General features: G+C 34.2%; 14 protein-coding genes. 13 read left to right on the top strand and 1 reads right to left on the bottom strand.

Annotated elements, in window-relative coordinates; all coding sequences use genetic code 11:
- The first annotated feature begins 83 nt into the window (after positions 1–83).
- The 13 genes from tpx (at position 84) to L6651_RS05215 (ending at position 13,549) form a co-directional block, all read left to right on the top strand.
- Complete coding sequence (gene tpx / locus L6651_RS05275) at positions 84–584, top strand: thiol peroxidase (protein ID WP_237036949.1); 501 nt, start codon at positions 84–86, stop codon at positions 582–584.
- Between the two features lie 92 nt (positions 585–676).
- Entirely contained in the window at positions 677–1,429 is a 753-nt protein-coding gene (locus tag L6651_RS05270) for a rhodanese-like domain-containing protein (RefSeq protein WP_237036948.1), read from the top strand.
- A 42-nt stretch (positions 1,430–1,471) separates the two neighbouring features.
- Positions 1,472–2,101 (top strand): TIGR04282 family arsenosugar biosynthesis glycosyltransferase, encoded by a 630-nt coding sequence (locus L6651_RS05265; protein WP_237036947.1) that lies wholly within the window; start codon positions 1,472–1,474, stop codon positions 2,099–2,101.
- Positions 2,098–2,814 carry a TVP38/TMEM64 family protein gene (locus tag L6651_RS05260; protein ID WP_237036946.1) on the top strand — a complete coding sequence of 239 codons (717 nt, stop codon included), beginning with the start codon at positions 2,098–2,100 and terminating at the stop codon, positions 2,812–2,814. The genes L6651_RS05265 and L6651_RS05260 overlap by 4 nt, the downstream gene beginning before the upstream one ends.
- The gene (locus L6651_RS05255; RefSeq protein WP_237036945.1) at positions 2,777–3,439 is read left to right on the top strand and encodes a TVP38/TMEM64 family protein; all 663 of its coding nucleotides are present in this window, start codon (positions 2,777–2,779) and stop codon (positions 3,437–3,439) included. The genes L6651_RS05260 and L6651_RS05255 overlap by 38 nt, the downstream gene beginning before the upstream one ends.
- Positions 3,436–4,104: a TIGR04283 family arsenosugar biosynthesis glycosyltransferase gene (locus tag L6651_RS05250; RefSeq protein ID WP_237036944.1), complete on the top strand. Its 669-nt coding sequence runs from the start codon at positions 3,436–3,438 to the stop codon at positions 4,102–4,104. Before L6651_RS05255 ends, L6651_RS05250 begins: the two co-directional genes overlap by 4 nt.
- The gene (locus L6651_RS05245; protein ID WP_237036943.1) at positions 4,101–5,054 is read left to right on the top strand and encodes a heterodisulfide reductase-related iron-sulfur binding cluster; all 954 of its coding nucleotides are present in this window, start codon (positions 4,101–4,103) and stop codon (positions 5,052–5,054) included. Before L6651_RS05250 ends, L6651_RS05245 begins: the two co-directional genes overlap by 4 nt.
- Complete coding sequence (locus L6651_RS05240; protein ID WP_237036942.1) at positions 5,051–5,485, top strand: C-GCAxxG-C-C family protein; 435 nt, start codon at positions 5,051–5,053, stop codon at positions 5,483–5,485. The genes L6651_RS05245 and L6651_RS05240 overlap by 4 nt, the downstream gene beginning before the upstream one ends.
- Entirely contained in the window at positions 5,486–5,824 is a 339-nt protein-coding gene (locus L6651_RS05235) for an arsenosugar biosynthesis-associated peroxidase-like protein (RefSeq protein WP_055078058.1), read from the top strand. It begins immediately after the preceding gene.
- The gene (gene arsS, locus L6651_RS05230; RefSeq protein ID WP_237036941.1) at positions 5,824–6,759 is read left to right on the top strand and encodes an arsenosugar biosynthesis radical SAM (seleno)protein ArsS; all 936 of its coding nucleotides are present in this window, start codon (positions 5,824–5,826) and stop codon (positions 6,757–6,759) included. The genes L6651_RS05235 and arsS overlap by 1 nt, the downstream gene beginning before the upstream one ends.
- Positions 6,760–6,894: 135 nt before the next feature.
- A complete protein-coding gene (locus L6651_RS05225; RefSeq protein WP_237036940.1) occupies positions 6,895–7,140 on the top strand; it encodes a glycine zipper domain-containing protein in 246 nt (81 codons plus the stop codon).
- 456 nt (positions 7,141–7,596) lie between these two features.
- On the top strand, positions 7,597–12,777 hold the full coding sequence (locus tag L6651_RS05220; protein WP_237036939.1) for an FMN-binding protein: 5,181 nt from the start codon (positions 7,597–7,599) through the stop codon (positions 12,775–12,777).
- 64 nt (positions 12,778–12,841) lie between these two features.
- Positions 12,842–13,549 carry a ferric reductase-like transmembrane domain-containing protein gene (locus tag L6651_RS05215; protein WP_237036938.1) on the top strand — a complete coding sequence of 236 codons (708 nt, stop codon included), beginning with the start codon at positions 12,842–12,844 and terminating at the stop codon, positions 13,547–13,549.
- 26 nt (positions 13,550–13,575) lie between these two features.
- Here the strand turns inward: L6651_RS05215 and L6651_RS05210 are convergent, their stop codons facing one another.
- Complete coding sequence (locus tag L6651_RS05210; protein ID WP_237036937.1) at positions 13,576–15,054, bottom strand: cell wall-binding repeat-containing protein; 1,479 nt, start codon at positions 15,052–15,054, stop codon at positions 13,576–13,578.
- Between the last annotated feature and the right edge of the window lie 40 nt (positions 15,055–15,094).

Raw genomic sequence — 15,094 nt, 5'->3', positions numbered from 1 at the left:
AACAAAAATTTAAAAAAGTTTTATAATTCATTGTCGGGGTATAATAAGTAATGTTGAAAAGAAATTAAAATGGAGGTAATAAAATGAAAGTAACATTTGGCGGTACACCCGTAACAATTGAAGGAGAAGAAGTAAAGGTTGGAGAAGTGGCTCCAGAATTTAAGGCTATAAACAATGACCTATCTGTATATGATTCAAAGGAAGATAGAGGAAAGGTTGTAGTTTATTCAGTAATTCCATCAGTGGACACACCAGTTTGTAACATCCAAACAAGAACATTTAATGAAAAGGTGGGAGAACTTGGTGATGGAGTTAAGGTTGTAACTATTTCTGTAGACTTACCTTTTGCACAACAAAGATATTGTGCAGCTGCAGGAATTGACAACATAGCCACAGTTTCTGATTACAATGGCCATGACTTTGGAAGAAAATATGGTTTCTTAATGAAGGAAAACATGTTACTTGCAAGGGGTATAATAGTAATTGATAAAGATGGTAAAATAACTTATACAGAATATGTTCCTGAATCAGGAGACGCTGTAGACTTTGATAAGGCATTTGAAGAAGTAAAAAAATTAGCTTAAACATAACAACAATAAATGTTAAAAAACGTTGTGAATTTTATATTTTATGATATAATCATATATGCATAAAAAGAAAATAGGGGGCAAATTTAATGAAATTTAAAAAAATATTATTAGGTTTAGCGGTTGTTACTGCATTTGGCTTAACAGGATGTAACAAACCAGCTACACCAAACGAAACAGCTGGAACACAAGCTCCAGCACAAGCGACTGAAGAACAAACAGCTGACGTAGCTGAAGTAAAGACAATGACTGGTGAAGAGCTAGACGCTATTCAAGGTGACAACAAGAAGAAAGATGGCGTATTAGTAGTAGACGTTAGACCTGAAGAACAATACAAGGAAAAACACTTAAAACACGCTATTAACGTAACTCTTGATGAAATCAAGGAAAACCCAGAAGTACTAGCAGAATACAAAGAAACTCCAATCATCTTATACTGCAACTCAGGAAGAATGAGTGGAGAAGCAGCTGAAATTTTAGCACAAAATGGATATAAAGATCTTACTAATGCAGCTGGTGTTAAAGAGTATGAATACCAAAACCTATCAAACTTCGAAAGCATTACAGCTAAGAAGTTCTTAGAAATGAAAGAAAATGCAACTGTAGTTGACGCTAGACCTGCAAAGGACTATGACGAAGGACATATTGACGGCGCTGTTTCAGTTCCATTTGACGCAGTAGAAGAAAATATGGACAAGATTCCTGAAGGAAAACCGGTTATAGCTTATTGCTTCACAGGTAATAAGAGTGGGGAAGTAGCTACAGAACTTGCTGAAAAGGGCTACGAAGTATACAACGTTCTTGAAGGAACTAAGGAATACGACTACGAATTAGTAAAATAGTGTAGTATATGGCTACTCCTTCGGGAGTAGTCTTTTTTTATCATGAAAAAAGCAATTATATTTTTTACAAGAGTTCCCATACCAGGGCAAACGAAGACGAGACTCTTGAAGGATTTTTCTAAACAAGAGGCATGTAGGATTCATGAAATAATACTAAAGTCTATTTTTAATAGCATAAGCGAAACAAAAATTGACACATTCATTTACATTAATCCCATGGAAGAAAGAGAAATTCTTTCTAATCTTATAGGTGAAAATAAATATTATGCTCAACAGGGAAAAAGCTTAAATGAAAAGATGAAAAATGCAATATTTGATGTACTAGACCTAGGATATGACAGTGTTATACTCCTTGGATCTGACCTTATTGGCATAGACAAAAAGTATTTAGAAAATGCCTTTCGAGTACTTGAAGAAAAAGATATTGTACTTGGCCCGGTTGAAGATGGAGGGTACTGTCTAATTGGAATGAAGAAAAAGGAAGTTTCACCTTTTGAAGAGGCAGAGTCAAGCCATGGCAAGGTGTTGGACAATTTAATTGATAGAATAAAAAAAGATGGCCTTACATATGGGCTTCTTAAAGAGATATACGATGTTGATGAAATAGAGGACTTTTATAAAGTTACAGGAAATAAAAAAGATATTGATGAATTTGAAAGGAGAGTTAAATGAACGAGAAAAAGATGTCTAGTGCAAGCAAAAAGCGTATAGGACTACTTGTTGTAGTCTTAGCATGTGTCCTTGTTTACTTTTTTGTGCCAAGAGTAAACACTGGCGTTAATAGTGCAGTAAAGACACTTACTAAGCTTGACTTAGACGGAGTTATTGAATATATAAGAGGATATGGCACTTATGCAGCTGTAATATCATTCTTTTTAATGATTTTACAATCAATCATTTCACCTATTCCTGCATTCTTTATTACACTTGCAAACGCAGCAATTTTTGGATGGTGGAAGGGTGCAATCCTATCATGGTCATCTGCCATGGTTGGAGCGGCAATGTGTTTCTATATTGCTAGAATATTAGGAAGAGATGTGGTTGAAAAGATTGCAACTAAAACAGCTCTTGAGTCAGTGGACGTATTCTTCGAAAGATATGGCAACTACACAATCCTTGTATGTAGATTACTTCCATTCGTATCCTTTGACGCAGTAAGTTATGCAGCGGGACTTACACCTATGGCATTTGGGAAGTTCTTTTTAGCAACAGGCCTTGGACAACTTCCTGCTACAATAATTTATTCTAAAGTAGGAGAGTTAAGTGGATCTGCAAAGACCCTTGTAATAGGACTGCTTTGTCTATTTGCACTATCCGTAATAATTTTTATGATTAAGAAGATATATAATGAAAAGCAAGCAAAAAAATCTGGAAAAGTTAATTAAGATAGTACTAACGATTTTTATAGTGGTAGCATCATTTTTTGTAATAAAATATCTACCACTTGAAAGGGTTAGAGCTATAATTAAAAGTGGAGGGGCTTTTGCTCCTCTTATATACATCTTGCTATTTTCAATTTTGCCAATCTTCTTTTTTCCTGTTCCCATATTGGCCCTAGCAGGAGGCCTTGCCTTTGGCGTGTGGAAGGGAAGTTTTTACACAATTATTGGAGCGTCTATAAACTGTATTTTAATGTATTTAATTGCAAAGTACATTGGAAAAGAACAAGTTGATAGATATCTTGATAAACATTTAAGTGAAGATGTAAAAAAGAGGATTGCATCAAAAGAGACGGATATTGGATTTTATTTATTTGTGCTTAGACTTACACCAATAATCCCATATAATTTAATAAACTACATGTCGGGATTACTAGACATTGAATTAAAAAAATATATAATAATTTCAATTTTAGGAATTATGCCAGGCACAGCCGTTTATTTAAACATGGGTGACAAGGCAATAAATTACAAGTCAAAAGAATTTGTCCTATCAGTTGTGTTTATGGTAGTTTTAGTAATACTGGCAAATCTGTTGACAAAATATTTAAAGAAAAAGGGAAAATTATGATTTCCATTATAGTACCTGTATATAAAGATGAAGCAGCTTTGAAAAACTTTTTAGCTCAAAAACATAAACTAAAAGGAGACTATGAGCTGCTTTTTGTTATAACAGAAGAAGATGAAAAATTAATAGAAAAATATCCAGAAGAGACCATACTCCTTGCGCCAAAGGGAAGGGCAAAGCAAATGAACTATGGAGTAAAAAAGTGTAATGGAGATATTCTTTTGTTTTTACATGCAGATAGCATTATAGAAGAAAATATTCTTGAAGAAGTTCAAAAGAGTATAACAATTAGCCCCGCAGGATGTTTGAAAATATACTTTGACTCAAACCACCCACTAATGAAAATATGTGGCTATATGTCTCGTTTTAGAGTTAGATATAGAAACATTGCCTTTGGGGATCAGGGGATATTTTTAACTCGTGAGCTTTTTGAAAAGCTAGGAGGATATAGAGAAATTCCACTAATGGAGGACTATCAACTTTCCATGGATATAAAGAAAAGGGGAATTAAAATTAGACAATGTAACTCAAAGATAATTACAAGATCAATTAGATTTGAAAAGGGTGGCATGTTAAAAACTATGTATAAGATGCAAAAGTACCAACACATGTATAGAAAGGGAGTAGCGCCAGAAGAGATTGCAGAAAGGTATCGGAATGTAAGATGAGCTATTTAGATTATGTAAATGAAAAATGTATTGAATGCGGAAAATGTACAAAAAATTGTGACTTTTTAACTAAGTATGACTTAAATTTAAAAGACTATACTAAACGTGAAGATTTAAAATATCACTGCTTTTTATGTGGTGTATGTAAACAGGTGTGCCCACTAGACCTTGATGGCAGAAATGTTTCTACAGAGCTTAGAATGGGTGAAGAAAAAGGCTTTGGAATGATGAAATTTGAAAAATCTCCATACATATTTAGAAACAATTCTAAAAAGAAGAGTAAAACTCTACTATTTTTAGGCTGTTCATTTCCAAGGCAATACCCTGAAACCACAAAGGCATTAATCGATGTATTAATGGAAAATGGTATAGACTTCTCTCTAGACTGTTGTGGCAAACCCATTTATGAAACGGGAGACGAAAAGAGGATACAAAAAGATAAGGACAGGCTTGAGGGTATTTTTAAAGAAAAAGGTATAGAAAAAATAGTTACAGCCTGCATGAACTGTTACTACTTCTTTAAGGAGCACTACGACATAGAAGTTGTTTCCATATATGAAGAGCTTAGAGAGCTTGGCATTGGTAAAAAAATAGAAGAGGATAGAAATATCTTTATACCATGTCCTGACAGACAGACAAAGGAAGTCTTAGAAGACATAAGATATTTTGTACCAAATCTAAAAACACCTTTTGACAATGTACAGTGTTGTGGCCTTGGCGGCCTTGCCTTTGGCACGGAACGAGAATTGGCAGATGGCTTTGTAGAAAAACTTAGGAACTATGACATTCCCGTTACTACCTACTGTGCCAGCTGCTCCGGTAGATTTAGGAGAAATGAAATTAAAGTAACTGGACATATTTTATGTGAGATAATGGATGTAGAAGAAAAAGAAGCCTTAGGTTTCTTAAAAGGAAGTCTACAAATTAGAAATTACAGGAGGAATAGATGACAGCTTTAGAATTTCAAAGAGAGATGAGTTCAAAAGGATGTAACTGTGCTCAAATAGTATTTTCATATTTTGCAGAAAAAAACGGCCTTGATATAAATAAGGCGCTTAAAATATCTTCCGCATTTGGTGGAGGTATGGGAAAGGGCGACATTTGTGGAGCCATAACCGGTGCATACATGGCCCTTGGACTAATTTATGGAAATGACTTAGAAAATAGTGACAGATCAATTCTAAAACAAAAGCTTAAGGAATTTGATTTAGAATTTGAAAAAATATCTAGCGAGAGACGCTGCGAAGACATTCTAGGAGTAAATGTTGGAGACACAGAAAAAGTTAGGGAATTTGCTAAGGAAAATCCAGACTTTAAAGCAGTTTGTCCAAAGCTAGTTATAAACAGCATAAAAATAATAGAAAGTTTAGAGGAAAAATAAATGAGAGATTATTTTGAAAGAAAAGATTTAGAAGATTTTAATAATGGAAAAATTGGAGAAAGCGGAAAAGAACTTTGGGATAGCTTCTTAAAGTATTATGGACCAGTATTTGAAGAAGGTGCACTTACAACAAGAGAAAAAAATCTAATTGCCCTTGCAGTTGCCCACGCAGTTTCATGTCCTTACTGCATCGAAGCATATACAGTTGCGTCCTTAGAAAGTGGTTACACTAAAGAGCAAATGATGGAAGCAGTTCATGTGGCATCAGCAATAACAGGAGGGGCAACCCTTGCTCATGGAATTCAAATGTCAAAAATAGTGGATGAACTGGAGATTTAATGGAAAAAAGAAACGAAAAGATAGAAGTTGTAACCCCGTTTTTTGAAAGAGCAGGAGAACTTGTGGCAAACTCCACTCCATCAACCATGCAGATTAATCTAACAAGAATATGTAACCTAGCATGTAAACACTGCCACTTAAGATGTAGTCCAAATAAAACAGAGGACATGGACTTAGAAACAGCAAAGGCCTGTGTAGAAGTTTTTAAAAGAGAGGGCTTTAAGGTGCTTGACTTAACTGGAGGAGCTCCAGAAATGTCAAAAGTTTTTAAATATCTTATAGAAGAACTTAGGGACTACGCAGAAAATATAATTGTAAGGACAAATTTATCAATCTATCTTGAAGATGGATACGATTTAGAATTTTTAAAAGAAAATAGAGTTGAAGTCTTTGCATCCCTTCCATTCTATGAAAAGTCTAAGACAGATAGAGTTAGGGGAGAAGGTGTTTACGACTCAAGTATAATAATATTACAAAAGCTAAACAAACTAGGATATGGAACAGAGCTTCCATTAAATTTAGTATACAATCCATCGGGAGCAATTTTACCAGGAAATCAAGAAGATTTAGAAAATGTATACAGAAGTAAACTAAAAGAAGACTATGGAATAGTATTTAATAATCTATTTTCAATTACCAATATGCCCATAGGTCGCTTTAGAAACTGGCTTGAAAGATCAGGCAATTACGAAAGGTATATGAAGAAGTTAGAGTCTGCCTTTAATGAAGAAGTAGTTGAGAACCTAATGTGCCTTGACGCCGTATCAGTGGACTGGGACGGCAAAATTTATGACTGCGACTTCAATTTAAGTATGGGACTAAGATGCGAAGGAAAATTAGATATAAAGAATATACCAGAAGGCTTTGACTTTAAGAGAATAGTAATGACCTGTAGTCACTGCTATGGATGTACGGCGGGAGCAGGTTCATCCTGAGGTGGTTCATTAAGCTAAGTTTAGCTATCAAGACGATGGAACTCTGTCGTCTTTTTTATTTTCATTTTGAGGAAGCTTAAAATATATGCTAAAATTATTATGGAAATTAAATTAAGTTTTAACCAAGGAGGCAAAATGAAAATACTTAGAATATTACTGCCACTTATTTTAGTATGTATATTGGTGGTTTACATAATAAAGAAATCTAAAAACAAAGATGAAAGTAATAAAGAAGATGACAACGCCATGGCAGAGGGTATGGCCATAGGAATGTGCCTTGGTACAGTCGTAGGAACAGCCTGGGGCGCAGAAAACATTGCAATTGGCACAAGTATAGGAATGTTAATTGGAATGGTTGTGGGAATGAATATAAAAAAATAATAAAAAGAATCTTTCAAATGAAAGATTTTTTTTATTTAGTCTTAAAATATCTAAGAGAATAAATCTAATTTCAAAAAAATTCAATAAAAATTATCTAAGCTCTAAAAAAATAAAATCTAGTTACATCTAAGTGGATAAACCTTGCAAAACACATAGGAAATAGAATACAAAAAGATAATATATATAAACATATATAAGATTGACATTGATAACAGAAATCAATATCATAAATATGGTTACAGAAGTTAGAGTTTATTAAAGTGGCTATGTAATTATAAAAAGGTTTTCGAAAATTAATCTTTATTATTTTTAGCAGTACAACTTAAATAAACCTAAGATAGAAAACCGATTTTAAATTAGTGACTAAGTTTAAAATCTAAAACTTAAAAGAATTTAATAGATTACATAATCCTAATACTCTAGCTGTAATTAAAAAAAATTTTACAGGAGGTTTCAATGACAAGGAAGAAGAGTTTAGAAGCCCTTTTAATCGGCTTGCTCGTTCTTAGTATCACTGGAGGTATAGTATTTACGACCATGTCTCTTGGAGCGAAGGGTCAACAGGCTCCAAGGAAATCAAATAATTTAACTATATCTCAAGGTGAAGATAATAATGAGGAATTAGAGAGAGAAATGGAAGATGAAAATTCTTCAAGAGGTGTAGCTAGCAGTGGTAACCTTCAAGATGGTGAATACGAAGGAACTGCCAGGGGCTACAGTAGTGACATAACTGTAAGGGTAATCATAAGAGCAGGAAAGATTTTTGATATAGAAGTTCTTTCCCAAGCGGAAACTCCTGAATACTTCCAATACGCTTTAAGCGTATTAGATGACATAATAGATAGAAACAGCACTGACGTTGATTCGGTTTCCGGTGCAACTATCTCATCGGACGCTTTGAAAGAGGCAGTTTCCATAGCCTTAGAAAAAGCAGGTTCAAGCGAAGTTTCAGGTAGAAAATCTTCTAGAAGCAATAAAAGTGGTAAGAGCAATAGAAGAAATGGAAATGTACTTAACAAAAACCGTCAAAGAGTTCGAAATAAAAGAAGGTTTAGCAGAGGTAGTGGCAATGTGCCTACTGAACCTAGAGTAAGAGATAACACTCCAAATGAAATTATAGAAGATGGACTGTTCAAAGACGGAAAATATGAAGGCTCTGCCTATGGATTTAAAAGCTATGTCAAAGTTTTAGTGACCATAGAAAAAGGAAAGATTTCAAATGTAGAAATTTTAAGTCATGGCGAGGACTATTCATACTTTAGTAGAGCAAAAAGTGTGGTAAATGCTATGATAGGAGGCACCAGTGCAGATGTGGATTCTGTTTCAGGAGCGACCTATTCTAGCAATGCAATTATAAATGCAGTTAATGAAGCCCTTAGTAAGGCTCTTGTAAATCCTTCAAAGGATAGCATGGAGAAAGAAAAATTAAAACCAAATGCTAAGGTAAAACCAAATCCAGGTGGAGGAAGACCTAGTCCTAGACCAAATCCAAGTCCGAGTCCAAGCCCTGGACCAAGTCCGGGAGGATCACCTAGACCAGATGTTAATAAGAATATTAGGCTAGTAGATGGAAGTTATGAAGGAAGCGCATATGGTTATAGAAGCATTATAAAAGTTTCTGTAAAAGTAAAAGATGGAAAGATAGCTTCTGTAGAAGTGTTAAATCATGGAGAAGATTATCCATACTTTGGCATGGCGAGGGACGTAATAAATAGATTAATTGGAAGAAATAATACGGATGTAGATTCTGTGTCAAGAGCAACTTACTCAAGCAATGGAATAATAAAGGCAGTTAGAGATGCTCTAAAAAATGCAATAGACAATAGTACTCAGGAGGAGACGCCAGAAGAAAAACCAACTCCAGGGGAAAAACCAACTCCAGGGGAAAAACCAACTCCAGGGGAAAAACCAACTCCAGGGGAAAAACCAACTCCAGGGGAAAAACCAAACCCAGGAGAGAAACCAACTCCAGGAGAAAAACCAACTCCGGGGGAAAGTGAAGAAACAAACCCACGTGATGTTATACGCAAGAAAAATGAAGAAGCAATTAAAGAAATCACAAGAAAAGGCGAACTAGTTTCTGGTGAATACACAGGTTATGGTTATGGATATAATACTGGAAGCGGAAAAATTCAAACTAAGGTTGAAATTGAAAACGGACAAATAAAAGATGTTACTTTAATTGATGATAACGGAAAATATCCAGATGATGTAACAGGTTTTAAAGAGAAAGCCATTAAGTCAATTAAGTTCTTTAAAGATCCTAAAGAAGCTAAGCGTTACATTGCGGTAATGAAGCTTCATAGGGACTATGTAGACTTGATTTCAAAAGCAAACAATCCGAAGGAAAAAGCTAAAGAGATTATTGGAGAAAATTATGCTAGTAGAATTTTCAGTACAAAAATAGATTTTATTTCTCCTGTTGTAAGAGATTATTTTATTGAAAATCATAATTCAAGAGATATATTTGAAGCAGTATCAGGAGCGACTTTATCTGCCGGAGGGATGGCAAGATCTGTAGATGACGCAATAGGGAAGTCAGAAAGCGATGCAAAAACCGGTAGCAATTTAGAGTCTATAAAAATTGTTATTAACAAGGACGCCTTAATACAAAAAAATGTTTATACTCATAAAGCAGAACTGCTTTGCAATAAATATGAACCGTTGGACTTAACAGATTTTAAAGTTGAATTAGTATACAAAGATGGGGAAAGTAAAATTATTTCTTATCAAGATTTTGCTAAAAACAATATTGAAATTAAAAGTTTAGATGGTATTGAAATTAAAGATAAGATGTTGTTTTCTGATGAAATCAAGAACAAACACGTTTTAAATGCGGAAATAATTCATAAAGAGTCCAAGAGAAAAGTTGAACTTGCTATAAAATTTGGAAACTACAGTAAAGACTTTATAAACAAAATGGAATATAGTCTTGATAAAGGTCAAACTTGGATAGAAGTTATAAATCCAAAAAAGGCTGATGAAAATAAAAATAATATTTCGGATAACCAGACTATAAAGGTTAAGAAAGAATTTTTAGGAAAAACCATTTTGGTTAGAACAACCAGTGAAAAAGGCAAGGTTTATAGCTATCAAACTAAAGATACAATTAGGTTTGAAAGATTAAAGCTAGATTGTGTAGATAATTCATACACTCATAACAAAAATGCTTCGTTTGCAGTATGGATTACTATTGAAGAAGAGAAGACTTCTACACCTATGCCAGAACCGCAGAAACCTCAAGGACCAGCGGAAGAAGTGGGAGCAGGAGACCTAGACATAGAGTTTACAGACAAAATCCTAAACCACAGCAAAATAAAAGACGTACCAATAAAGCTTGGAAAAGGAGTAAGCATAAATTCAATTGAAGGCCTACCAAATGGATTAAAGCTACAAGACAACCATATAGTAGGACAAATGGAAATAGCAGATGATAAATTTGTCGAACCATATAAAGAAATAGAAATAACACTTTATGGGACAAAAGATGGCAAAAATATTAAACGAGCTATTAAGATGCCACTTTACCAAGACAAGGACAGAGATGGAGTTGACGACAACGAAGAGGGAGAAAAAGGTGCAAACGAATTTACTGCACTATTTAAAGGCACAAGTTACACAGAAAAAATTCTGTATAAATATATCGGTGACCCAGAGCCAACAATAGAAGAATACAAATCCCTTTTTAAAAACATTCCAGATGATGGATCCGTTACAATAGAAGTTGTTGGAAAACCAAATATGAATTCTACTGCTGGACAAACCATAGCAAAAATACGATTCATTTCCAAACATGTAACTGGAGTAGCTAGACCGACTGCCGTTGGAATAAAACTAAGTCCTGCACCTAAGCTTAGTATAGATGAACTAGTGGAAAAAGATATACAAAAACTGACTAGGGTAGAAGAACTACAAGCAGGTACATTTACAGGACATGGTGATGGTTATGATGAAGCAAGAGGTCCAGTTAAGACCAAAGTTACTATAAAAGATGGTCAAATCGTGGATATTAAATTTATTGGTGAAAGCGGATACAGCGGAGAACAATACAGGACCATGGCTGAAAAGGCTATTCCTTATTTAAAAGGTGAAATGGGTAAGAGAAACCTAGCCATCTTAAAGCTTCATAGACAATACCTTGATCAAATTGTAAAAGCAAAAGATCATCAAAAGAAGGCTGAAGAACTACTGGGTAAAGAAATAGCGGACGAAATTAAAGATACTAGGATGGCAGAATTTGTATCTCCAGCAATAAGAGAGTATCTAGGAGCTAAGCATAATTGTAGAAATATGATGGATGCAGTTTCTGGAGCAACCTTAACAACGGGAGGAATTGCTTTATCAGTAGACAAAGCTTTGGAATTCTCTGAAAATGATCATAAGACAGGAAATACAATTGATGAAATACAAGTAATCAATCCAAATGAAATAAATCCCTACACTGGTCAGAACCTATTAAGACTAGACAAGTCTAAACCTTTAGATCTTTTAGGAGTAAAAGTTGCATTAATTCAAAAGAGCGGCGAAAGAGAAGAAGTTTCATACAAGGATTTTGAGAATAAAGGAATAGAAATTACTGATAGAGATACTGGAAAGGTACTATCTAATAACGAGGAACTTCCTGAAGAAATGAAGCAACAAGCATTAATAGCCAAAATAAAGCACAAAGGTTCGAAGAGAAGTGCAGAATTTGCAATATTCTTTGAAAGCTATAGCACAGACTATATTGCGAAAATGGAATATAGCTTTGATAATGGTGAAACTTGGACAGAGGTTGAAAATCCAGAAAAATCTGGAGAGAATATATCCAATAGCCAAACTGTAAAGATAAACAAGGATGATTTAGGAAAGAAAGTTAAGTGTAAAATCACATCCATAAGCGGAAAAGAATACATCTATGAAAGTATTCATGAAATTGACGAATATGATTTTAAGTTTGGATTATTACCAATAGATCAAGCTTATAAAGAAAATATTAATGCGAAATCTGCTATATATATAATCTTTAAGAACGAAGAAGTTGAAGAGCCTTCTATACCAGATGAAGAAGATCAAGATCACTACAAAATAGTTGGGAAAGATGTACTAGATATAGACTTTGGTGAAAAAGTTCTTAACTATCAAGAAATAGATGTAGAAGTAAAGGCTAAAGATGGAGTAACAGACATTGATGTTTTCGATTTACCAGAAGGATTAGAGTACTATGCTGAAGAAGGAAAAATTCAAGGTCAAGTTGAGATAGATGATGAAGAATTTTTAGATGGAGAAACTAAAGAATATATCATTCGTATTTATGGCGTAAAAGACCATAAAGATATTGAAAGAATAATAAAACTTGTTGTTTATCAAGATAAGGACAAAGATGGTTATTCAGCTTATGATGAAGGTGTTGACAATGATGATAAATTCGAGCCTAAGTTTTCATTAACGCGAATTAATAAAAGGCTTAATGACCAAGCACCGACTCTTGAAGAGTATATGGAATTAGTAACGAATTTACCAGATGATGGAGTGGAGATGGAAGTTGTGAAAGGACCGAATATGAACAAAAAGGGCATTCACATTGTAAGAATAAAATTCACAACTACTGCCTCAAATAAGTCGGTTACAAAATCCATACAGGTAAATGTTGAATAATTAATATTTAAAGACATAACGCCTTGATTTAAAGGCGTTATGCATCTTTAACTAGGAGGATTTAATGAATTTAATTACAGCACTTATTATTACTGGAGTTTTTTTCTATTTAACTGCCAACCTTTTAAAAAAGTATACAAAGACTTTTTATATAGGTTTTTATTTAGTAATTCTAGGTATGTTACTTATTAATAGCAGTGGATATTATCAAAAATTAGATCCGGTTTTAAAATTCTATGTGGACCTTTTCCAAAGAGGTGTTATTTCAACTTCTATTTTTATTATCGTTATGTATCTTGGAGTTTTTACAAAGCATAATGATATTACCAAAAGATTTTATAGAATTAGGGGAGAGATGTCCATAATAGCTTGTTTAATGGCTCTAACCCATAATATTTTATTCGGAGTAAGATATTTTGTGAACTTTTTTAAAAGTCCAGAGCTTATGCCGATACAAGTTAAGGTGGCTTCAATAATCAGCATTGTGCTGATAATCCTAATGATTCCACTCTTTATCACTTCTTTTAAATGTGTTAGAAAGAAAATGAGGGCAAAAAATTGGAAAAGACTTCAAAGATTTTCCTATCTATTTTACATGCTAATCTATATTCATGTTATGGTTTTATTCTCAATGGATGTAGAAAAAAATAAGTTTTCCATTGTTGTATACACATTGGTTTATGTAACCTATCTTGTACTAAGATTAAGAAAGTATGCATTAAGTGGAATAAGAGAGGAAAAGAGAATAATAAAGGCGAAAGAGCCTGCATAATGAAAAATCTCCCGCATGGGAGATTTTTATACATCTAATACTGATTTTACTTGTCTTTCCACTGCACTACCAACGGAACCATTTCCACCGAGAATATAAAGTGTATTTATCTTCTTGTACTTCAAGTAAGATATAAGTTCGTTTGGTGCTTGTGTCTTCTTACTTAAAACAATTGGCGCATTTAATTTATTTGCCAGTGCCGTTCCTGAAAGGGCGTCTGCAAAGTCTTCGCCGGATGCTAGTAGTACATATTCAGGATTGCTGTAATAGTTGTTTGCAATTTGCACAGAGGTTTCATATCTAGTCTTTCCTGAAATTCTTGAAACAGATGAAACCACATTTCTTATTTTATTTTCAATTTCCTTAGATACTGAATTGTCTCCACCAACTAAATAAACTTCTGATGCATCTTTAATTATATTCATTACATCTTCGTTTAAAGTCTTTCCGTCAGTAAATAGCAGATTTGCATTTTTCATCTTTGCAACTCCTGCAATTGAAAGGGCATCTGGGAATAAAACACCATTTGCCAAGAACACTATGTCCTTTGAGCTGTCTTCTTCTGCAACTTTAACTGCAGTGTCATATCTACTCTTTCCCTTTAAATATTTAACTTCAATTCCCTTTGAACTTAGTGTATCTACATAGGATGCTGGCAAATTATTTCCACCTACAAGATAAACAGTTGAAATCGTTCCGGTGTTTATTCTATTTGCAATTTCTCCAGTAACTCTTCCTGGGTCGCTTAATAGTAGATGGGCATTTAAATTACCTGCAAGGATTGACGCTGCAATACTGTCAGGGAATGAATGCCCATTTGAAATTACTGCAATATCTGAATCCACATTTGCATTTTTATTTATTAATGCTGAAGTTTCAAATCTTGAAGTTCCAGAAATTCTCTTTACAGTTGAGTATGGGAATGTGTACAGCTCTTTCATAAGTTCAACTACTTCAATGCCGTAGTTTTTACTTGGAGCCCATCTTCCACCTAAGTCTTCCACCATTGGAGCCTTGCCGCAAATTGTATCAAAATGTCTTGGGTCCGGTGTGTCAGTCTTAGGATAGCCATTTGCTCCAGCGTAAAGCGCCAAGTGATCAACCTGTGCTGTAATTCCTTCTTCCCATGATTTAAATCTAGTATGGGCTGATGCGTCTTTGTCTCCGCCTCCCGCTGTTGTCTTAAGTCCACATGGGTTGAAGTAGGACGCGTCTAGTACTCCACCAAATCTTAAAAAGTTTGTCTCTTTTGCGGATTGGGTGTAGGTTACTGCAGGATCCACGCCTCTCTTTACTGAAACTGAATAGTATAGTGGAGCCAAGTCTATAAACAATTGGTTTGCATTTCTTGATTTTGCCCACAGTTTCATTTCGTGAACTGTAGTTGTGGATTTACCTAGTATAGGTGTTGCAGATTCCGCTGCAAATGATTTTGAACTAAGTGGTATCAAGAAAGATACACAAAGTAAAATCGCGATTAATTTTCTAAAATATTTATTTTTCATTTCATCCTCCCTTACAGATATAATAATCTATTGCAATAAG

The organism is Mediannikoviicoccus vaginalis (assembly GCF_928097925.1).
Classification (GTDB): Bacteria; Bacillota; Clostridia; order Tissierellales; family Peptoniphilaceae; genus Mediannikoviicoccus; species Mediannikoviicoccus vaginalis.
This window is presented reverse-complemented; position numbering and strand designations above follow the sequence as displayed.